We start from the raw sequence: 20,948 nt of genomic DNA, 5'->3' as shown, positions 1-20,948 counted from the left end.
GGATGGAAAGCCAAAAAACCCCATCTAATCGTCAATTTCTGATTGCCCCCTCCATTTTGTCGGCTGACTTTGCCTGTCTTGGCAAGGAAGTACAAGATGTTTTAGTAGCTGGCGCTGACTGGATTCACTTTGATGTGATGGATAACCATTACGTTCCCAACCTCACTATTGGCCCTCTGGTATGTGAGGCTATTCGCCCTCATGCAGTCAAAAATGGCAAGCCTGCCGTCATCGACGTTCACTTAATGATTGAGCCAGTTGATCGCATTGTTCCTGATTTTGCAAAAGCCGGCGCAAATCTGATTAGCTTTCATCCCGAGGCAAGTCCTCATGTGAATCGCACATTGAATTTGATTCGTGATCAAGGATGCCAAGCAGGGCTCGTATTCAATCCTGCAACACCACTTGATCATTTAGATCACACTTTAGAGTTATTGGATCTCGTATTACTCATGTCAGTCAATCCAGGCTTTGGTGGTCAATCATTTATCCCAAGTACTCTGCAAAAAATTACTCAAGTGCGTGCACGCCTTGATCGCTATGCATCAGAGACTGGTCGCCATATTCGTCTTGAAGTGGATGGTGGGATTAAGATCGACAATATTGCGCAAGTTGCTCAAGCAGGGGCGGATACTTTTGTTGCTGGCTCAGCCATTTTTGGAAAAGACGATTACAAGCAAGTCATTGATGCAATGCGCACAGAGTTAGGAAAGCAAGGAAAAGCCTAATGTTGCGCGAAGAATTTAATGCCCTAGCAAAGCAGGGTTTCAATCGTATTCCTCTAGTGAAAGAGGTCTTGGCTGATTTAGAGACACCGCTCTCGCTCTACGTCAAATTCAGCCAAGCATTTGGCAAGAAAAATACCTACCTTTTGGAATCGGTTTTAGGTGGCGAGCGCTTTGGTCGCTTCTCCTTTATCGGCCTACCTGCCAACACTATTATTCGCACAGTAGGCAGCCCATCTCAACCCCTTAACGAAGTGGTGACAGATGGCAAAGTGGTTGAGACCAACACAGATAATCCGCTTGATTTTGTGGATGCTTATTTCAAGCGCTTTCGGGTTGCAGTAGAAGCAGGTCTTCCACGTTTTTGTGGGGGCTTAGCGGGCTACTTTGGTTACGACACAGTTCGCTATATTGAATCTCGTCTTGCAAAACATGATTTACCAGATGAGCTTGGTGTGCCCGACATTCAACTCATGCTCACTGAGGAATTGGCAGTCGTTGACAACGTCGCAGGAAAAATTTATCTCATCGTTTATGCTGACCCGGGCATCGTCGATGGTTTTGAGAAGGCGCAAGCTCGCTTAAAAGAATTGCTTGCCTGTCTTAGCAAGCAAGTGAGCATGCCGCCTTCCTTGGCAAGCACCAAAACTGAACTCGTTCGTAAATTTAAAGCCGCAGATTTTGAAGATGCCGTTCGCAGAACCAAAGAATATATTTTGGCTGGCGATTGCATGCAGGTGGTGATTGGTCAACGCATCAGCAAACCTTTTACTGATTCACCACTCGCACTCTACAGGGCCTTACGTTCTCTAAACCCATCGCCATACATGTATTTTTATGACTTTGGGGATATGCAGATTGTTGGTTCTTCACCTGAAATCTTAGTGCGCCAAGAAAAACGTGCTGCAGAAAAAATTGTCACGATTCGTCCGCTTGCTGGCACACGCCCGCGCGGAGCCAATCCAGAAGAAGATGAGCGTCTTGCGAAAGAACTCTTGGCGGATCCGAAAGAAATTGCTGAGCATGTCATGTTGATTGACCTAGCTCGCAATGACGTTGGTCGTATCGCCAAAACTGGCTCAGTCAAAGTGACTGACTCTATGTCGATTGAGAAATACTCTCATGTGCAACATATTGTGAGCTCCGTTGAAGGGGATCTTTTAGATAAGATGAGCAATATGGATGTGCTTCGCGCTACATTCCCAGCGGGCACCCTATCCGGCGCCCCTAAAATTCGGGCGATGGAAATCATTGATGAGATGGAAATCGTGAAGCGTGGAATTTATGGTGGAGCGGTAGGCTACCTCTCCTTCTCCGGCGATATGGATGTCGCCATTGCGATTCGTACGGGCGTCATTCGTGACGGCATGTTGCATTCCCAAGCTGGCGCTGGTGTCGTGGCCGACTCAGACCCAACAGCTGAATGGAAAGAAACAGAAGCAAAGGCACGCGCAGTGCTAACAGCAGCTGATTTAGTTCAAGGAGGACTCGATGCTCCTAATGATTGATAACTACGATTCATTTACCTACAACCTTGTGCAGTACTTTGCCGAGTTAGGCGAAGAAGTCAAAGTGTTTCGTAATGATGAAATTGCCGTGGGTGATATTGCAAAACTCAATCCTGCACGTATTTGTATTTCACCTGGACCATGCAGTCCAGCTGAGGCTGGTATTTCTGTCGAGACGATCAAACAATACGCCGGAAGAATTCCAATTCTGGGCGTGTGCTTAGGCCATCAAGCAATTGGCGAGGCTTTCGGCGGTAACGTCATTCGCGCGCAGAAAGTGATGCATGGTAAGACTGATAGCATCCATCATACTGGCGTTGGTGTATTTAAAAACTTACCAGATCCATTTAAAGTAACTCGCTATCACTCTTTAGCAATTGAAAAGCATTCATTGCCAGCATGCTTAGAAGTTACTGCGACATCATCTGATGGAGAAATCATGGGCGTGCGTCACAAAACCTTAGCGGTTGAAGGCGTTCAGTTTCATCCAGAGTCGATTCTGTCTGAGCATGGTCACGCCCTGCTCAAGAATTTTCTACAAAACCAGTAAGTTAGAAAATAAAACCTCATGTCCATTACTCCACAAGAAGCCCTTCAACGCTGCATCGAACATCGCGAGCTCTTTCATGATGAAATGACGGCGATGATGCGTCTCATCATGAGTGGCGAGATGTCGCCAGAGCTAGTGGCTGGTCTATTAGTCGCCCTGCGGACCAAAAAAGAAACCGTTGGTGAAATTGCAGCAGCAGCACAAGTGATGCGTGAATTTGCTACCGCTGTTCATGTTGAGGATCGCGCCCATTTAGTGGATGTCGTTGGAACTGGCGGAGATGGAGCACATACCTTCAATATCTCTACTGCAGCTATGTTTGTAGCTGCAGCGGCTGGCGCAAAAATTGCCAAGCATGGTAATCGTAGTGTCAGCAGTAAATCTGGTAGTGCTGATGTATTAGAGGCGCTAGGCGTTAATCTTGCCCTGTCCGCAGACCAAGTTGCTCAGTGCATTTCCACAGTAGGTGCTGGATTCATGTTTGCACCGAATCACCACCCCGCAATGAAAAACGTAGTCCCCATTCGCAAGCAACTAGGTGTGCGCACTATTTTTAATATCTTGGGCCCCTTAACTAACCCAGCCGATGCAAAACGGATCTTGATGGGCGTATTTCATGCAGATCTTGTTGGCATTCAGGCTCGCGTACTTGAAGCTCTAGGCATGGAACATGCTTTGGTGGTCTATGGACGGGATGGCCTTGATGAAATTTCTCTTGAAGGCCCTACCCTGGTTGGTGAACTCAAAAATGGCTCCGTGCGCGAATATGAAATCCATCCAAAAGACTTTGGTTTAAATACAGCGCCAACTAATACCTTTAAGGTTGCTAACGCAGAAGAATCCAAGAACATCGTTCTTAGCGTAATTGACAATAAACCAGGCGCAGCAAGCGATATCGTTTGTCTCAACGCAGGTGCCACCCTGTATGTAGCTGGCGTAGCACCTGATATTGCTGGCGGCATCGCTAAAGCCAAAGCAGCGATTGCATCTGGGGCAGCCCGTCAAAAATTAGATGCTTTTGTTGCAGCAACCCAATCCAAATAAATTACTGCTCATGAGCGATATTCTCGAAAAAATTGTTGCAACCAAAAAGATTGAGATTGCGCATAACCTAAAACAGCTTTCTCTTGCGAATCAACGTGAGAGAGCTCAAGCTAATAATCAAGATGCGGCATTAAAACCTAGAGGATTTATTCGCTCGATTGAACAGAAGATTGCTTCAGGCAAAGCGGGCGTTATTACCGAGATCAAAAAAGCAAGCCCAAGCAAGGGCATTCTGCGTGAAAATTTCAAGCCTGCAGAAATTGCCCAATCTTATGAAAAATATGGGGCTGCTTGCTTATCAGTATTGACTGACGTTGATTACTTCCAAGGCTGCAATGCCTATCTGCAAGAAGCGCGTGCTGCTTGCAGCATTCCCGTTCTCCGCAAAGACTTCACCATTGATCCTTATCAAATCTATGAGGCGCGGGCAATTGGTGCAGACGCCATTTTGCTCATCGTGGCATGTCTTGAGCTTAATCAGATGAAAGAGCTTGAAGCTTGTGCCCATGAATTAGGGCTTGATGTATTGGTAGAGGTACATAACGCTGCTGAACTTGATCAAGCACTGGAACTCAAAACTCCACTTTTGGGAATTAATAATCGCAATCTCAAAACGTTTGAGGTCACACTACAAACTACCTTATCCCTGCTGCCTTCTGTTCCAAACAACAAGACTTTAGTAACCGAATCCGGAATATTAAATCGTGCAGACGTTCAACTCATGCGCAATAACCAGGTAAATGCATTCTTGGTTGGCGAAGCATTTATGCGTTCCGCCGATCCTGGTATCGCTCTCAGTGAGTTGTTTTCCTAAATCTTCTGAAGCAGTCTAGACTGCTCTTGATAAGAGAAATGAGCAGCAATGACCCCAATACATCGCCAATAAACATCACCAAAAAGTGACTGAGCGTGCCTGCGTCATCTAGCTCAACAGTGGCATACCAAAATTGGTGCAAGCCCGCACTCAATAGCGCGTAAATCAAAATACAAATCAATAGCTTTGGCAAACTCAGATTACTCAAATCCGTCTCAAGCTTCATGTTGCTGAAAACTAAAATCCTAGCAAGATAAGGCGCGAAACCTGAGATAAATCCAGTGCCAATGCAAATCGCTAAATCATTAGAAAGAGCGCCGGAGTAACTGATTAAAAAGGAAGCAAAAACAATGCCAAGGGCGCCAGGTAAGCCAAAGATTAAAGTTAAGAAAAGACGTAAGCCGGCAGGCAAATAAATCCAATTCACCCCCGAGCCAAAAATTAGCTCACTAGTGAGCCAAGAATTGATATAAAAAAGTGCTGCGTACGCTAGTGCACTGATTGCAAATCCAGTAACGCCTGTGCGCATAAGCGAGAAGAATTTAAGCATTACTTTTAATATGGATTAATGTATTTAGTATAAGAATACTAAAATGTACTGCCGTCTAGTAAATATAATTCTTCTAATCACACAATTAAGCCTACACTCTTGGCATGACAAACATTAAAGCCTCCTATCTTCGTTTCCTAAATTTGATCGACGCTCTTGATCGCATGAACCCTGGCAAAAAACTGGATGCCATCGAAGAAAGTTTGTTGGACAAAATTGTCACTGCCGCACACTCAAGTCAGTCCATCTTGGTCGGAGATCTCATTTCCATGGCTGAGCTAGGCTCACAAGCTACCTTGCACGGACGCCTAAAAAATCTCAGCGCCATGGGCTATATTAAGATGGCAGCGAATGAAGATGGTCGCAAAAAAGAAGTGTTACCAACCAAGCTAGCGCTCAAACGTTATGAAGAGATTTCCAAGTGTCTAGAGAAAGCGGCTAGATCAACTTAAGCTTTTTGCCTCTGAAGTAGCCAATAAAAAAGCTCTGAGTTCAGGGCTTTTTCTTTTGACCAAGCAGTGCCACAAGATTAAACATTGAACAAGAAGTTCAAGACATCTCCATCCTTAACAACATACTCTTTACCTTCGGCGCGCATCTTGCCGGCCTCTTTTGCGCCAGACTCACCCTTAAATTGAATGAAGTCATCGTAAGAGATGGTTTGCGCACGAATAAAGCCACGCTCAAAGTCCGTATGAATTACACCGGCAGCTTGAGGAGCAGTATCGCCTTGATGAATAGTCCAAGCACGTACTTCTTTCACGCCTGCAGTGAAATAGGTATGCAGGCCTAACAATGCATAGCCTGCACGAATGACGCGATCAAGACCCGGCTCATCCATACCTAAGTCAGCCAAGAACTCAGTTTTATCGGCATCATCTAAATCCGCAATCTCCGCTTCAATAGCCGCGCATACAGCCACTACAGGAGCCTTCTCTTTAGCGGCATGCTGTCTAACCGCTTCAAGGTGAGGATTGTTTTCAAACCCATCCTCTTTCACGTTAGCCACATACATTGCAGGCTTAGCGGTAATTAAGCACAAAGGCTTAATTAAAAGTTTTTCATCATCACTTAAATTCAAGCTGCGCACGGGTAGCGCAGAATCCAAATGTGCCTGCACTTTAGTGAGCACTGCAACTAAAGCAGCCGCTTCTTTATCATTACCAGATTTGGCGGCTTTACTTGAACGGTTGAGCGTTTTCTCAACAGTCGCTAAATCAGATAGCGCTAGCTCAGTATCAATCACGCCGATATCTGCGATAGGATCAATCTTGCCTGCGACGTGAATGACATTCGGATCTTCAAAACAACGCACCACATGGGTAATAGCGTCAGTTTCCCGAATATTGGCCAAGAATTGATTGCCGAGGCCCTCACCTTTTGAGGCGCCCGCAACCAATCCCGCAATATCGACAAATTCGACTGCAGCAGGCAGTATGCGCTCAGGCTTCACGATCTCGGCCAAAGCAGCAAGACGGGGGTCAGGAACCTCGACAACACCCACATTAGGCTCGATCGTGCAGAAAGGATAGTTTTCCGCTGCGATTCCAGCCTTGGTAAGCGCATTAAAGAGGGTAGATTTGCCGACGTTAGGCAGGCCGACGATGCCACATTTCAAAGACATGAGCTTATTGTAAAGGGGCTGGTTTCGATATCATCGAGTTATGTCAGAAGCTAGCCCTAATTATTTATCCAAAATGCCCGCCAATTCCAGTCAAATTCGCCCCGTTGATGTCGTTGTGGTGGGCGGAGGCATTGCCGGCAAGGCCTGTGCCCTAGGCATGGCTCAACTTGGCCTTCAGACCTTAGAAATTGCCCCTGATTTAGGGCAAACGGTGCCTAGCCCCGAAGGCAGTCAATGGGGTCAAAGAATTTATGCATTTTCACCAAGCTCCCAAAAACTCCTAGCCCATCTTCAGGTTTGGGACGCACTCGACCACGGTCGCCTGCAAGTTGTCCGTGATATGCGCATCTACGGTGATCGGGGTGAAAAAAATGATCAGCTACACCTCTCTGCATTTGAAGCTGGCGCCCCACAATTGGCATGGATCGGTGAGGCGAATTTAATCGAGCACACACTTGATCAAGCATCACGCTTTCAGAATAAGTTAGAGCGAATTGCTGATGTAGTTGAAAGCATCAATGTTGATGCAGATGGAACTACTTTGATCTTAAAAAGTGGTTCCATCATTCGCGCCCAACTCGTGATTGCAGCTGATGGTGCAAACTCACCCATTCGCTCTGAGATCGGCATCGCCACTAGCGAAGAAAGTTATGCACAAAGCGCAGTAGTAGCAAACTGGACTTGCACCTATCCCCACCTTGAAACCGCCTTCCAGTGGTTCTTGCCAGGCGGAGATATTGTGGCCATGCTCCCCTTACCCAATAAACAAGTATCGATGGTGTGGTCGACCTCACCTGAGTACGCCGCAGAACTTTTACAGCTCAACTCTTCTGAGTGGCTTGATCGTTTCGCATCCATTGCAAATGGTGCAATTGCAAAACAACTGGGTGAGTTGAGCCTGAACTCCACCCCCGCAGCCTTTCCATTAAGAAAGCTACGCGCAGCTCGCTTCATTGGTCCAGAGACAAATCCAAAAGTAGTATTAATTGGTGATGCAGCTCATGTGATGCACCCATTAGCGGGCCAAGGCCTGAACTTGGGATTGCGAGATGTTGCCGTATTACTCAACATCTATAGCAAACGTGAATCATTTCGCTCGCTAAGTGATTTGAATTTATTGCGCCGTTACGAGCGCCAGCGACAAGGTGACACAAGTGCACTTTTATGGGTTACTGATAAGTTGAAAAAGTTATTCTCGGGTGGAAGCAGCACTGAAAAGCAATTACGCAATTGGGGTTTAGGCTTAGTGAACAAAAGCCACTTCATTAAACAGCGCCTTATTGAGCGCGCATTAGGGGACATTGATTTTGACTAAATTTTTATCTGTAGCAGTTGCTGTCTTTGCAATTCTTTGTACCAGTACAGTATTTTCTGGTACGGCTCATGCTCAAGCCGATCAGCAAATAAAAGCGGAGATACAAAAAAAATTGGGCAGTAACGCAAAAGTGCGTAGTGTTACCCCTGCACCAGTATCTGGCCTGTATGAAGTACTTGTTGGGAACGATATTTTCTATACCGATAGCACCGGCAAATACCTAATTCAAGGTGAAATTATTGAGCTCGCTACTGGAAAAAATATTACGGAGCAAAGACAAGCCGACCTCAATCGAATCAAATGGACCGACCTCAATCAAGCAAATGCCTTCAAGGTAGTGCGGGGTAATGGCACTCGCCAATTGGCAATTTTTTCAGATCCAAATTGTGGCTATTGCAAACGCCTAGAAAAATCTCTGCAACAATTAGACAATGTCACCATTTACACCTATTTAATACCCATACTCTCTGCAGATTCGATACAAAAATCAAAACAGATTTGGTGTTCATCTGACCCCAACAAGGCTTATACGGATTGGATGATCAATGGAGTTGCCCCCAGTGGGAAAATAGATTGCAGCAATCCATTGGATAAAAACCTGACATTTGCCAAAACCTACGGCATTACTGGTACGCCAACACTTTTCTTTACTGATGGCAGTCGTTTTCCAGGTGCTGTACAGATTGCTGACATTGAAAAGAAATTTGCATCACTGAAATAACGGATCGAAGAATCATGAATAAAACAGATCTGCCAGAAATTCAATACACCGTATGGCCTGCAGACCTTCATGGCCATCGTTATCAAGTAAAGCTTCATATTGCCCGCCCTGATCCCAAAGGACAGGTTGTACAAATGCCTGCGTGGATACCAGGCAGCTATTTAATTCGAGATTTCTCAAAACATATTGAATCTATCGAAGCATTTAGTTCGGGGCCAACAAAGAAAAAAATTGATCTGGAGCGTATTGATAACGATCATTGGCTTCTGCCACCAATGGATAGCGCTGTAGATATCCTAACAACGGTTTATGCTTTTGATAATTCAGTTCGTGCGGCCTACCTTGATACAGAGCGTGGATTTTTCAATGCAACTAGCCTCTGCCTGCAAGTAAAAGGGCAGGAGCACCTCCCATGCTCTCTAGCTATTACCTCTCCTGAAGAGGTATTTGCTGATCACTGGTCAGTACAAACAAGCTTAAGATCAGCAAAGACAGATGAGCGCGGTTTTGGGTTTTACCTTGCCCAAAATTATGATGACTTGATTGATCATCCAGTAGCCATGGGCGAATTCCAGATAGTACGCTGGTCTGCCAACAATACGTCTCATAGCATGGCCATACAGGGATGCATACATCCGATTGATGCGGCACGCCTAGCGAGCGACTTGCAAGCCATTTGCTCTTGCTCCATTAATCTGTTTGAGCCTAAGACTAAAAAGGCGCCATTTACTCACTACCTATTTTTGGTGAACGCAGTTCTCAATGGCCATGGTGGTCTTGAACACCGTAACAGCACTGCACTTCTGTGCCGTCGAGACCAAATTCCACAAAAAAATATTCCCTTAGACGAAACCACTTATCGTGAATTTTTAGGCTTATGCAGTCATGAGTATTTTCATGCCTGGTTAGTAAAACGTATTCAGCCAAAGGCTTTCCAGCCATACATACTAGGCAACAGAAACCACACCCGCTTACTGTGGCTATTTGAGGGCTTCACAAGCTACTACGATGATCTGCAACTCTTGCGTAGTAAACGAATTGATCTCACTACCTATTTAAAGCTGGTTTCTGATAACTGGAATGGTGTCTTGCGTGGCCCCGGAAGATTGAAGCAAAGCCTAGCTGATAGCTCATTTGATGCCTGGACCAAGTACTACCAAGCAGACGAGAACACCCCCAATACTGTTGTTAGCTATTACGGCAAAGGCGCCCTGCTAGCACTAGGATTGGATTTGCAAATTCGTGCATTCTCGAAGAATAAAAAATCTTTGGACGATCTCATGCGCCTCATTTGGCAAAGACACGGCATCACATTAGATGGAATTTCTGAGAATGGCTTAGATGAGTTGATCTATGAGCTACTAGGGAATGGCTTTAGCAAAATATGGGGCGACATCAAATCACGCTATGTATTTGGAGCTGAAGATATCCCAATCCAAAAGTGGATTGCTTCAAAGCTAGTGTCAGTGAAACCGAAAATACAAACTAAGCTGGAGAAAATCAAACTGCAATTAGGTATGCGCCATACAGATAGTGGTGGCTGGCTCAAGGTCACTCATGTTTTGGATGGTGGGGCCGCCCAGACTGCAGGTTTGTCCTCGGGAGATTTACTGGCAAGCATCAATGGTCAACGCATCACTAGCAGTCGCTTGGATCAGGTGCTAAATGGCCTTACAGAAAACCAGAGCATTAACTTATCGTTTTATCGTGATGACCTCGAACACGAACGCATTTTAGTTTTAGAGTCCCCTCAGCTACCTGCGCAATATGAGCTTGCGCCAGCAAAAACTAGCCCCCGATAAATTAATGCCTTCTTTTTCTAAAGACGATATTCCTCAGGACTGGCGTGCACTATTAGGCGACTATTTTGATACTCCGGCTTGGAAAAATTTAGAAGGCAATATTCAAACGGTCTTAGATGCTGACTTTGCAAGCGTTCGTCCTGAGCCACAAAATTTTTTTAAAGCGCTCAAACTAACCCCGGTTGATTCGGTCAAGGTCGTAATCATCGGGCAAGACCCCTATCACTCACCCGGGCTTGCACAAGGACTTGCATTCTCAATCCCAGAAAATATTGCAAGTACTTCACGTGAGTTTCCAAGCTCACTTCGCAACATCAGCAAGGCTCTAGCTCTTGAGGGCTTTGGCTCACTAGCAAATGGTGACTTGCATCATTGGGCCGAACAAGGGGTGCTTCTTCTCAATACAGCGTTAAGCGTCAAATTGGGTGAAGCCGGCAGTCACGCCAAGCTTGGATGGCAGCATTTGATTGATCGCTTAATTTCTGCGCTAGCAATCAAGAAGTCTTTAGCTTGGATGCTTTGGGGTGGGCACGCACAATCCAAATTGCCCCTGATTGAGACGGGAATTGAGGCCAGAATAAATCCATTCATTTTGCAATCCTCACATCCTTCTGGATTGGGGGTTTATAAAACTGATAAGCCTTTTTTAGTGCCTGGTGGGACGGCCAGCTGCAATCACTTCACCAAGACGAATGAATGGTTAATTGCTAATCAGCTAAATCCCATTCAATGGATTGGGACTTCAGAGAAGGTTCCCGTAAATGCTGGGCAAATCGATCTATTTGGCTAAAGACGTGTAGATAAAACCAATAAAGCAGGAAGCCAAGACAGCGCTAACCCACTCAAGCATTTGGCCAGATTGAAAAAGGCCTATGTATTGACCCAAGTAAGCACTAGCGCTTGCCGCCAAAAACCCTAAAAATGCCGCTATCAGCACCCCCTTGCCACTCGAGCCTTTGGATCGCCGAGGGTAAAAAATCCAGGCAGACGCCCCGGATGCACCCCCAATTAGCAGAAAAGCCAAAAACCCCATTCTTACCCCCATTAATGACGTCATCAAATCTATAATCACCATTATGAAGTTGTTGACACTCGGCATCAATCATCACACAGCGCCGGTCGCCATTCGGGAAAAGGTCGCCTTTGATCCTGAATTTCTTCAAGAAGCGTTGCACGATCTCCGCCAGCATTTGCTGGGGGCGAATCAATCTGGCCTGCCCGAAGCTACTATTTTGTCTACCTGTAATCGCACTGAAGTCTATTGCGCAGCTAACGATGCGAATGCCGCCGGCATTCTTCATGAGGCAACATTTGATTGGCTGGCTAAAACCCAACAACTAGCACCAAGCAGTCTTGAGCCTCACATCTACTCCCTCCCCCAATCCGACGCGGTACGACATGCTTTTAGAGTGGCTTGCGGTTTAGATTCCATGGTGATTGGAGAAACCCAAATTTTGGGCCAGATGAAAGATGCTGTTCGTACCGCAAATGATGCTGGTGTTTTAGGGACCTATCTCAATCAGCTATTTCAAAAAACGTTTGCCGTTGCAAAAGAAGTTCGTGGATCTACAGAAATCGGTGCGCATTCAATTTCTATGGCTGCAGCATCTGTGCGACTTTCTGAACGGATCTTTGAAAAAATTTCTGATCAAAAAATTCTGTTCATCGGTGCCGGTGAAATGATTGGCTTATGCGCAACTCACTTTGTTGCACGCAAACCAAAAAATGTTGCAATTGCTAATCGTACGACTGAGCGCGGACAAGAACTAGCTGACTCTATTGCCGCACAAGATACGCAAGCCGAATCATTTAAGTTATCAGAGCTTCCTGGACGCCTACATGAGTTCGACATCATTGTTTCGAGTACTGCTTCGTCCCTGCCCATCATTGGTCTTGGCATGGTGGAAAGCGCCCTGAAACAGCGTCGCCATAAACCTATGGTGATGATTGACTTGGCAGTGCCACGTGACTTTGAGCCAGAAATCTCTCGACTCGATGATGTGTACCTCTATACCGTTGATGACCTAGGCGTCATGATTCAAACAGGCGCAAGCTTGCGACAAGCTGCCGTAAGTCAAGCCGAAGCGATTATTGAAGATCGCGTTGGTAACTTTATGCATTGGATGCAAAGTCGTAATGCAGTTCCCTTGATTCAAGATATTCAACAGCAAGGTGAGCGCTTAAGACAACTTGAATTAGAGCGCGCTATGAAGCGCTTGATGCGTGGCGATGATCCACAAGAAGTGCTCAATGCGATGGCTCAAGGACTGACTAATAAATTTTTACATGGCTCACTTCATGCGCTACAGCACTCGAATGGTGCTGAGCGTGACGCTCTGATTAAGCTGTTACCAAAACTATTCGCATCACACTCCAAACCAGAAGACCATTAGATGAAGCCCAGCATGCGGGCTAAGCTAGATCATCTAGACACGCGCTTAGCCGAACTCAATTCCCTTTTAACATCTGAAGAAGCGACCAAAGATATGGATGCTTATCGGAAACTCACGCGCGAGCATTCTGATATTGCAACTGTGGTGGAGCAATTTGGCCTCTACAAACAAGCTGAGGCAGATGCGCAAGCGGCCGAAGAAATGCGCAAAGATCCGGACATGAAGGACTTTGCGGATGAGGAGCAGAAGCAAGCTCAAGCAACGATGGAGGAGCTAGAGGGCACCCTGCAAAAGCTCTTACTACCAAAAGATGAGAACGATGAGCGTAACGTGTTCTTGGAGATTCGCGCAGGAACCGGTGGCGATGAAAGTGCTCTATTTGCTGGCGATCTTTTACGGATGTATACCCGCTTTGCAGAGCGTCAAGGTTGGAAGGTTGAAGTAGTCAGCGCCGCCGAATCAGATCTTGGGGGCTATAAAGAGGTTGTCCTGCGTCTAGTAGGTCAATCTGTCTACTCACGCCTGAAATTTGAGTCTGGTGGTCATCGCGTTCAACGCGTGCCACAAACAGAGACACAAGGACGCATTCATACATCAGCCTGCACAGTCGCAGTCATGCCCGAGGCCGATGAACTAGAAGCGGTCAAAATTAATCCCGCCGAATTGCGTATCGATACCTTCCGCGCCTCTGGCGCAGGTGGTCAGCACATTAACAAGACGGACTCTGCCGTTCGCATTACCCATCTCCCAACAGGTACCGTAGTGGAATGTCAGGATGATCGTAGCCAGCACCGTAATCGTGAACAAGCGATGAAGGTTTTGGTTTCCCGAATCATGGATGCACGTGAGCGCGAAAAACATCAACTTGAAGCGCAAACTAGAAAATCTTTGATTGGCTCTGGCGATCGTAGCGACCGTATTCGGACTTATAACTTCCCACAAGGTCGCATCACCGATCACCGCATTAATCTCACTCTGTATAAGATCGATGCCATGATGGATGGTGACATTAATGATCTATGCAATGCACTAGCATCTGAGCATCAGGCTGAATTACTTGCCGCCCTTGGTGACAGCTAAGCGACAACAAAAACATTTCATGAGTGATGATTTCAGTTTGCGCTCCTTATTGAGCGCCACCTCGCTTCCCTCAAACGAAGCCCGAGTTCTGATGGCTCAGGTGCTGGATAAGCACTACCAACTTCCTCGCTCTGCCCTACTATCGCGCGACGATATGGAGCTCAATGTTAAGGCGCTTGATGATTGGAAATTGCTGGAATCCAAAAGACTTCAAGGGGAGCCGATTGCTTATCTCATCGGCAAACGGGGCTTTCATAACATTGAACTTCAGGTTGCGCCTGGAGTATTAATACCCCGCCCAGAAACTGAGCTCCTAGTTGAAATTGGGCTGCATGAAATTGAGCGTATTAAAAATGAAGTTACCAAGGTTCATGTTCTTGACTTAGGAACGGGCTCAGGGGCGATTGCCTTAGCAGTTGCACATGCAAGCTCGAGCACTCTCATTACCGCAACAGATCAATCTTTCGATGCTCTTGTCATTGCTCAAGCCAATGCCAAACATTTAGACCTTGAATCTCGCGTCCGATTTATGCAGGGGAGTTGGTATGAGGCCTTGGGAGATAACACTCTTTTTGATGTCATCTTAAGCAACCCTCCATATATTGCCAATCAAGATCCCCACCTCACGCAAGGTGATCTCCGGTTTGAGCCGCTCTGTGCACTTACGGATAACGCCGCTGGCCTAAGCTGCCTTGAAGAGATTATTCAGGGGGCAGCAGATCATTTAAAACCCCTGGGTCTTATTGCGGTTGAACATGGATTTGATCAATCGGAGGCCGTGGTCGATCTTATGAAAACCGTAGGAATGCGCGAAATTCAAATTCACCAAGATTTAGCTGGTCACAATCGAGTGGTATCTGCCCGAAAATAAGACCCTAAATAAGATACTGAGTTACCCTTTTTTGCATTAGGTCTTAAAATCAAACCGATAGCAGTTCCAAATCATTTTTACCGCTTTATTGCCTTTCTAGAAAGAATTTATGGATACTCAAGCTCAAATCAAAGAAATTGTTACTAGTCACCCTGTTGTACTCTTTATGAAGGGTACCGCTCAATTCCCGCAATGTGGATTCTCGGGTAATGCGATCAATATTCTGCGCGCTAGCGGTGTAGAAAAACTGCATACCGTCAACGTGTTAGAAGATGCAGGTATTCGCCAAGGCATTAAAGAATATGCTAATTGGCCAACTATTCCTCAGCTCTACATCAATGGTGAATTTATCGGCGGCTCTGACATCATGACCGAAATGTTTGAGTCTGGTGAATTGCAAAAGTTAGTTAAAGCTTAATTTCATTTTCTATAGTGACATTTGATTTAAGTTCGCTTCTACTATTTGGCCTGCCACTGGGATTGTGCGCAGGCCTTTTGGTTTATGCGCTCAATTTGCGCTCTAGTCTTGCGCGAGCTGAACTACAAGCTCAAACAGAAAGTGCTTTAGCCTTAAGTCTTAGATTAGAACGAGATCAAGCACTACAAAATGCCATTCGCTTTGAAGCTGAGCTTGATTCAGAGCGCAAGCAAGGTTTGGGACGTATTGAGTCACTGAATGAAGCAAAAGAAGCGCTGACTAGCCAATTTAAAAATCTTGCTAATGAAATTCTGGAAGACAAATCTAAGCGCTTCACAGAACAAAACGCGGCTAGCCTTGATGCTCTCTTAAAGCCGCTACAAACCAAGCTCACTGAATTTAAAGAGCAGGTCAATAACTCTTATGGCAATGAAGCGCGTGAGCGCTTTGCCCTGAAAAGTGAAATTGAACGCCTAGCGAACTTGAACTTACGGATGTCTGATGAGACACGCTCTTTGACCCAGGCGCTAAAGGGTGATTCTAAAGTCCAAGGTAACTGGGGTGAGTTGGTCCTCGAATCGATTCTTGAGTCGTCTGGCTTACGCAAAGGCGAAGAATATGTGGTTCAGGATAGCCATACACAAACAGATGGCTCACGACTACAACCCGACGTAGTAATCAAACTGCCTGAGGGTAGAAGCTTAGTGGTTGATAGCAAAGTCTCCATTACAGCCTATGCTAGGCATGCTGAAACCACGGATGCAGATACCGCTGAACGAGAATTAGCTGCCCATATCCAATCATTACGTCAGCATATCCAAGGACTTTCTGGAAAGAACTATAGCTCGCTCTATGGCGTTGGCTCTGTAGATTTTGTACTCATGTTTGTACCTATTGAGCCTGCTTTCTTGCTAGCGCTTAAAACCGCTCCGAATCTATATCAAGAAGCGCTTGCCAAAAATATTGTGTTGGTATGCCCAAGCACATTGATGGCAACACTACGAACTGTTGCGCACCTCTGGAGACAAGACCACCAAAATCGCAATGCTTTAGAGATCGCCAAACAATGTGGCAGTCTTTATGACAAATTTGTAGGTTTTGTAGAGGATCTTGAAAAACTTGGTCAGCGTTTAGATCAAGCTCAAACTAGCTATCACGATGCGTTCAATAAATTGAAGACTGGCAAAGGCAATCTGATCCGTTCCGCAGAAAAGGTGCGTGAGCTAGGCGTGAAACCTAGCAAGAATCTATCCGCCCCTTTAATTGAATCCTCCTCAGATTCTGAATAAATTGAACAGTCTTCAAAAGATAGGTCAGATAAGAAGTACCCAGCATTTCAGGAAGGTAGCTATTGCAGCCTGCTTTGGGACTTTTTTAGAGTGGTACGACTTTCTCACCTTTGCAACCCTAGCGGTTGTTTTGGGGCCCCTATTTTTCCCTTCTAATGACCCCAATGCAGGCCTTTTGGCTAGCCTGGCAACATTTGGTGTTGGAATGGTAGTCAGACCCATTGGGTCAGCCTTATTTGGCTCTTTAGGCGACCATATAGGGCGCAAACCGGTCTTCATGATCACAATTGCCTTAATGGGCCTGGCAACTGTCAGTGTCGGCTTTTTACCCACCTACGCCCAGATTGGTATTTGGGCCCCGATTCTTTTAGTTGGCCTTCGACTTATGCAAGGCCTCTCTGCCGGGGGTGAAATCGGCGGAAGCGCCGTCTACCTCACGGAACACGCTGGCAATGAAAACCGGGGATTTAAAACAAGCTTTTTACAGTTGATGGGCCCACTGGGGATTCTTGTGTCTACGCTACAAATAGCTTTCCTGCAGCAATGGCTATCGCCAGAAGAATTTGAGGCATGGGGTTGGCGCGTACCGTTTTGGATTTCGATACTCCTGTTACTCATTGCATTTAAAGCACGCATGGCACTGGAGGAGACCCCTGTATTTTTAGAACTCAGCAAGCATGCTGAAAAAAATGAGTCTCAGCTTATGAATAATTTTAAAGATCCAGAAATTCGCAAGAGAATGTTTCTATTATTTTTTTGCATCTCATCGAGCGGCGCAATTCTATTCTTTTGCGTACAGGTATACACCACGATCTTTTTAAAAACATCCGTTAGACTCAATCCTGCGTTGGTTGATCAATTGAGCATTTTTGCAACGATGATGCTTTTTCCGCTGACGATATTCGCAGGATGGCTATCAGATCGTATTGGGAGAAAACCAGTTGTATTGGGCGGCATTCTTCTTGGTGTTATTTTTATACGCCCCGCATTTCAACTGCTTCAATACTTTGGGGGGCTCTATATTCAATTTTCCACCAACAGTTCAATCGCAGGAATAGGGGTCATACTAACGCTTCTCTCGCTAACTCTTGGACTGGTGGTTGGACCTCAAACAGCACTTCTAGCCGAACTATTTCCAGCTAAAAATCGCAATAGTGCCGCGACACTCCCTCATAATTTAGCTGCAGGTTGGATTGGGGGATTGTTGCCACTGATTGTGACTTGGTTAAATCAAGTTTGGGGGAATAGTCTTGCGGGGCTTTGGTATCCAACCCTTTTTCTTGGGGCAGCTGGAATAACAGCATTTTTTTATTTACCAGAAACAAAATTGACTAAACTAGCAAAGTAAATCTACAAAGTCTGAATTCTTTGGGCTATTTTGCGTTGTATAGCAATCTTATAATCAGTCCACCATGCAATACAACGAGCTTGCATATCATCCAACTCTCTCGGAGAGGAACTCACTTTCTCTTTTATGGACTTCAAAAAAGTAGGTAGTTCATTCCATGAGTTAAGAATTGGAAAGGGGGCTGGCCCAATCAACCCTAATGCATTGGGTGAAATTATGAAATCGTGAGATAAGGAAATTGGTATGCAACCCAATTCAAGGGCGTCATACAAACGGATTGTTTCTGGAGCATTCCCTGCTGGACAAGGTGCAAATACCGAACTCTCCATTGCAATTGAATAAAGGCCAATGTTCCAGCCCATAGCGAAACCGGATGTAGCCTGCAAGAATAGATCTTCTCCGCATTCTGGCGCAATCCTTGCAAAACCTTCACGTTCACCATTATATGAAGCCGAGTTCTCGAGCCAACCAAAAAAAGATGAGCGCCATTGTCGTTTACTAGCAGGCTTTATATAGACGCTTTCTCGAGGGCCAATACCAGTTTTAAAGCCACATGGGGCCCAAATAACTTCAACGTCTTCTTTGCTTGAAAAAATCTCATCAAAATAATAATTGCGAATAACTAAATCACAATTCCTATACTGTTCTCGACTCATTCGCCCAAATTCATCGCCCATATGGTAGAGAACAATCTTATTTTTCTCCAATCGCAATTGTTTAATCAGTTCGCCGCTGATCTCATTCAATTCTAAGTAAATTACAGTCTGATCCCTTAATATATTTGGGCTATACCCTATATTGATTTCGGATCCAGAAAAAAGAATGTTTTGTATAAACCAAATTTCCTGAGCTGCATTTAGATCATGTGCGTTACCAATGATTGTTGATTTCATGGTCTAGCCCTGATGAAACTGAATTACTGAGTCAGTTTTAGAATAGTAAGCATTTATCTCATCAAAAAAAGGCGGCGGATCAGAGTAATCATGCCAAATTTTTATCGGACCAAAGAAGCTTCGATGCCAAAGCGGCCTGAAATTCCAATTATGTGGCAGCACGAAAGGATTGAAACCCGTCTGCTCCACAGCGAGCGCAAATGAACCTTGATCATTTGCTGACATTCTAAAAATCTGGCCGTTATCAACACCAACCATCTCTGAATCAACCTCACCTGCAAGCTTTTTCCAGCGATCAAAAACATCTTGGGATTTATTTGTAAAGAAAATAACGCCAGTATTGTATTCAACTTCATCGCCACTAAAGATTTTAGAGTAACGGCGACCCCAAGGGTTCTCGCATATTGCAAGAGCCAATCCAAAAGTCTTGGCTTTTTCAAAACCATAATCCAAGTTCCCCATGACAACAGTATCAAGATCTAAAAACAGAGTTTCACTAAAGGGAGAAAGATCTAGAATTTCTGACTTTCGATTGAGGCTGCTAGCTTGACCACTCGGCGCATCAATCTTAATAATTTCATGTGGTAAATCTGGGTGAAACTTCTTTACCGAGGTTTTTAAACGCTCAATTGGAAGCTTAGATTCATCGCCCCAGTAGATTGAAAGAATTCCGCGGGTCATGTTGCCCTCTTATTAAATATGAATTAATGAACAAATCATGCCATGAAAAATGCCTCACATCGTGAGGCATTTAAGAATTTTGGTGCCCCTTGTCCGACTCGAACAGACCACCTACTGATTACAAATCAGTTGCTCTACCAGATGAGCTAAAGGGGCAACGGTGATATTTTAGCCTATTTCACAATCTTCAAGGATGGTCTGGTGGTTTTGGGCTTTTCAAGAGCCCCATCAGTTGCGTCAGCTATGTGTAAATCTCGCATTTGGGATGGGTCAAACGGAAAAGACATTCCTTGGCCGTTTTCTCTGGCATAAATTGCCAACACATGACTAACGGGCACCATAATCTTTTTGGGGACACCCCCAAACCTTGCCTGAAAACTAATCCAATCATTCTCCATCTGAAGCTGATGACATGCCTCAATAGAAAGATTTAAAACGATTTCATCGTTCTTAACAAACTCCATCGGCACCTCAACCCTGGCATCTACGAACACGGCTATGAAGGGCGTAAAACCAAAATCCGTACACCACTGATGTAGGGCACGGATTAGGTAGGGTTTATTGCTTGGAACGTCAGACATACCGACTTGTAACGAATCGCTGTAAATTGCTTAGCGACGCATTACCTTCTCTGAAGGGGTTAATGCCTCGATATAAGCAGGTCTGCTAAAAATACGCTCAGCGTATTTCAAGAGAGCGGCTGCATTGCGTGAAAGATCAATGCCGTAGTGCTCGAGACGCCATAACAATGGAGCAATAGCCACATCCAACATTGAGAATTCATCACCAAGCATGTACTTATTCTTAACAAAAATTGGTGCCAACTGAGTTAAGCGATCACGAATAGCTAAACGTGCTTTTTCATGAGTTTTCTCAGCAGCTTTACCTTTTTCATTTTCCAAGGCAGCAACGTGAACAAAGAGCTCTTTCTCAAAATTAAAGAGGAAGAGGCGTGCGCGTGCGCGTGCTACTGGATCAGGCGGCATCAACTGTGGATGAGGAAAACGCTCATCAATATATTCATTGATGATGTTAGATTCATACAGAATTAAATCGCGCTCAACCAAGATTGGTACTTGGCCATAAGGGTTCATCACTGAGATGTCTTCCGGCTTGTTAAACAAGTCGACATCACGGATTTCAAAATCCATGCCTTTTTCAAAAAGCACCAAACGGCAGCGTTGCGAGAATGGGCAATTAGTACCCGAGTACAACACCATCATAAATTTATTTCCTTAAATTTCTACTTCAATACAACAAACGCACAACAGCGTTAAATCTTTATATTCATGGGCTTTAGTTGCAAAGCCCATCCAATTTAA

General features: G+C 45.2%; 21 protein-coding genes, 1 tRNA gene and 1 pseudogene. 16 read left to right on the top strand and 7 right to left on the bottom strand.

What is annotated here, in order from left to right:
• Nucleotides 1-2: 2 nt before the first annotated feature.
• The 5 genes from rpe to trpC are packed head-to-tail and all read left to right on the top strand — an operon-like array spanning nt 3 to nt 4,641.
• A complete protein-coding gene (gene rpe, locus FD968_RS00795) occupies nt 3-728 on the top strand; it encodes a ribulose-phosphate 3-epimerase (protein WP_215366700.1) in 726 nt (241 codons plus the stop codon).
• Nucleotides 728-2,233 (top strand): anthranilate synthase component I, encoded by a 1,506-nt coding sequence (gene trpE / locus FD968_RS00790; RefSeq protein ID WP_215366697.1) that lies wholly within the window; start codon nt 728-730, stop codon nt 2,231-2,233. The genes rpe and trpE overlap by 1 nt, the downstream gene beginning before the upstream one ends.
• Nucleotides 2,217-2,783, top strand: coding sequence for an aminodeoxychorismate/anthranilate synthase component II (locus tag FD968_RS00785; protein ID WP_215366694.1), 567 nt, complete (start codon nt 2,217-2,219; stop codon nt 2,781-2,783). Before trpE ends, FD968_RS00785 begins: the two co-directional genes overlap by 17 nt.
• An 18-nt stretch (nt 2,784-2,801) precedes the next feature.
• Nucleotides 2,802-3,827 (top strand): anthranilate phosphoribosyltransferase, encoded by a 1,026-nt coding sequence (gene trpD, locus FD968_RS00780; RefSeq protein WP_215366690.1) that lies wholly within the window; start codon nt 2,802-2,804, stop codon nt 3,825-3,827.
• Between the two features lie 10 nt (nt 3,828-3,837).
• Entirely contained in the window at nt 3,838-4,641 is an 804-nt protein-coding gene (trpC, locus tag FD968_RS00775; protein ID WP_215366686.1) for an indole-3-glycerol phosphate synthase TrpC, read from the top strand.
• On the opposite strand, the gene FD968_RS00770 is transcribed toward trpC, so the two are convergent.
• The gene (locus tag FD968_RS00770; RefSeq protein WP_215366683.1) at nt 4,622-5,170 is read right to left on the bottom strand and encodes a hypothetical protein; all 549 of its coding nucleotides are present in this window, start codon (nt 5,168-5,170) and stop codon (nt 4,622-4,624) included. The two genes, trpC and FD968_RS00770, sit on opposite strands and share 20 nt — an antisense overlap.
• A 125-nt stretch (nt 5,171-5,295) precedes the next feature.
• Here FD968_RS00770 and FD968_RS00765 point away from each other — a divergent pair, with 125 nt between their 5' ends.
• Complete coding sequence (locus FD968_RS00765; protein WP_215366680.1) at nt 5,296-5,643, top strand: hypothetical protein; 348 nt, start codon at nt 5,296-5,298, stop codon at nt 5,641-5,643.
• Between the two features lie 77 nt (nt 5,644-5,720).
• Here FD968_RS00765 and ychF read toward each other — a convergent pair whose 3' ends face one another.
• Nucleotides 5,721-6,815 carry a redox-regulated ATPase YchF gene (ychF, locus tag FD968_RS00760; protein WP_215366677.1) on the bottom strand — a complete coding sequence of 365 codons (1,095 nt, stop codon included), beginning with the start codon at nt 6,813-6,815 and terminating at the stop codon, nt 5,721-5,723.
• A 40-nt stretch (nt 6,816-6,855) separates the two neighbouring features.
• Here ychF and FD968_RS00755 point away from each other — a divergent pair, with 40 nt between their 5' ends.
• From FD968_RS00755 to FD968_RS00710, 10 genes are all read left to right on the top strand, one after another.
• Nucleotides 6,856-8,130 (top strand): FAD-dependent monooxygenase, encoded by a 1,275-nt coding sequence (locus FD968_RS00755; RefSeq protein WP_215366674.1) that lies wholly within the window; start codon nt 6,856-6,858, stop codon nt 8,128-8,130.
• Nucleotides 8,123-8,851, top strand: a complete 729-nt coding sequence (locus tag FD968_RS00750; protein WP_215366671.1) for a DsbC family protein — start codon at nt 8,123-8,125, stop codon at nt 8,849-8,851. The genes FD968_RS00755 and FD968_RS00750 overlap by 8 nt, the downstream gene beginning before the upstream one ends.
• Nucleotides 8,852-8,865: 14 nt before the next feature.
• Nucleotides 8,866-10,653 carry a M61 family metallopeptidase gene (locus tag FD968_RS00745; RefSeq protein ID WP_215366668.1) on the top strand — a complete coding sequence of 596 codons (1,788 nt, stop codon included), beginning with the start codon at nt 8,866-8,868 and terminating at the stop codon, nt 10,651-10,653.
• A gap of 4 nt (nt 10,654-10,657) precedes the next feature.
• The gene (locus FD968_RS00740) at nt 10,658-11,443 is read left to right on the top strand and encodes a uracil-DNA glycosylase (RefSeq protein ID WP_215366664.1); all 786 of its coding nucleotides are present in this window, start codon (nt 10,658-10,660) and stop codon (nt 11,441-11,443) included.
• Between the two features lie 286 nt (nt 11,444-11,729).
• Complete coding sequence (gene hemA / locus FD968_RS00735) at nt 11,730-13,046, top strand: glutamyl-tRNA reductase (RefSeq protein WP_215366661.1); 1,317 nt, start codon at nt 11,730-11,732, stop codon at nt 13,044-13,046.
• Nucleotides 13,047-14,126 carry a peptide chain release factor 1 gene (prfA, locus tag FD968_RS00730; RefSeq protein ID WP_215366658.1) on the top strand — a complete coding sequence of 360 codons (1,080 nt, stop codon included), beginning with the start codon at nt 13,047-13,049 and terminating at the stop codon, nt 14,124-14,126.
• 19 nt (nt 14,127-14,145) lie between these two features.
• Entirely contained in the window at nt 14,146-14,997 is an 852-nt protein-coding gene (gene prmC, locus FD968_RS00725; protein WP_215366655.1) for a peptide chain release factor N(5)-glutamine methyltransferase, read from the top strand.
• A 109-nt stretch (nt 14,998-15,106) separates the two neighbouring features.
• Nucleotides 15,107-15,415, top strand: coding sequence for a Grx4 family monothiol glutaredoxin (gene grxD / locus FD968_RS00720; protein ID WP_215366652.1), 309 nt, complete (start codon nt 15,107-15,109; stop codon nt 15,413-15,415).
• 14 nt (nt 15,416-15,429) lie between these two features.
• Entirely contained in the window at nt 15,430-16,704 is a 1,275-nt protein-coding gene (gene rmuC, locus FD968_RS00715) for a DNA recombination protein RmuC (RefSeq protein ID WP_215366649.1), read from the top strand.
• A gap of 1 nt (nt 16,705) precedes the next feature.
• Nucleotides 16,706-18,052 carry an MFS transporter gene (locus tag FD968_RS00710; protein WP_215366646.1) on the top strand — a complete coding sequence of 449 codons (1,347 nt, stop codon included), beginning with the start codon at nt 16,706-16,708 and terminating at the stop codon, nt 18,050-18,052.
• Nucleotides 18,053-18,054: 2 nt separating this feature from the next.
• Here the strand turns inward: FD968_RS00710 and FD968_RS00705 are convergent, their stop codons facing one another.
• The 5 genes and pseudogenes from FD968_RS00705 to FD968_RS00685 form a co-directional block, all read right to left on the bottom strand.
• Nucleotides 18,055-18,945, bottom strand: coding sequence for an exostosin family protein (locus FD968_RS00705; RefSeq protein ID WP_215366643.1), 891 nt, complete (start codon nt 18,943-18,945; stop codon nt 18,055-18,057).
• 3 nt (nt 18,946-18,948) lie between these two features.
• Nucleotides 18,949-19,626 carry a hypothetical protein gene (locus tag FD968_RS00700; RefSeq protein ID WP_215366640.1) on the bottom strand — a complete coding sequence of 226 codons (678 nt, stop codon included), beginning with the start codon at nt 19,624-19,626 and terminating at the stop codon, nt 18,949-18,951.
• A gap of 80 nt (nt 19,627-19,706) precedes the next feature.
• Nucleotides 19,707-19,782 (bottom strand) — tRNA-Thr (locus FD968_RS00695).
• A 23-nt stretch (nt 19,783-19,805) separates the two neighbouring features.
• Nucleotides 19,806-20,207 (bottom strand): annotated as a pseudogene (locus tag FD968_RS00690) (ClpXP protease specificity-enhancing factor); the annotation flags it as partial.
• A 30-nt stretch (nt 20,208-20,237) separates the two neighbouring features.
• Nucleotides 20,238-20,849, bottom strand: coding sequence for a glutathione S-transferase N-terminal domain-containing protein (locus FD968_RS00685; protein WP_028819209.1), 612 nt, complete (start codon nt 20,847-20,849; stop codon nt 20,238-20,240).
• Between the last annotated feature and the right edge of the window lie 99 nt (nt 20,850-20,948).

It is taken from the genome of Polynucleobacter sp. AP-Titi-500A-B4, assembly GCF_018688095.1.
GTDB lineage: Bacteria > Pseudomonadota > Gammaproteobacteria > Burkholderiales > Burkholderiaceae > Polynucleobacter.
This window is presented reverse-complemented; position numbering and strand designations above follow the sequence as displayed.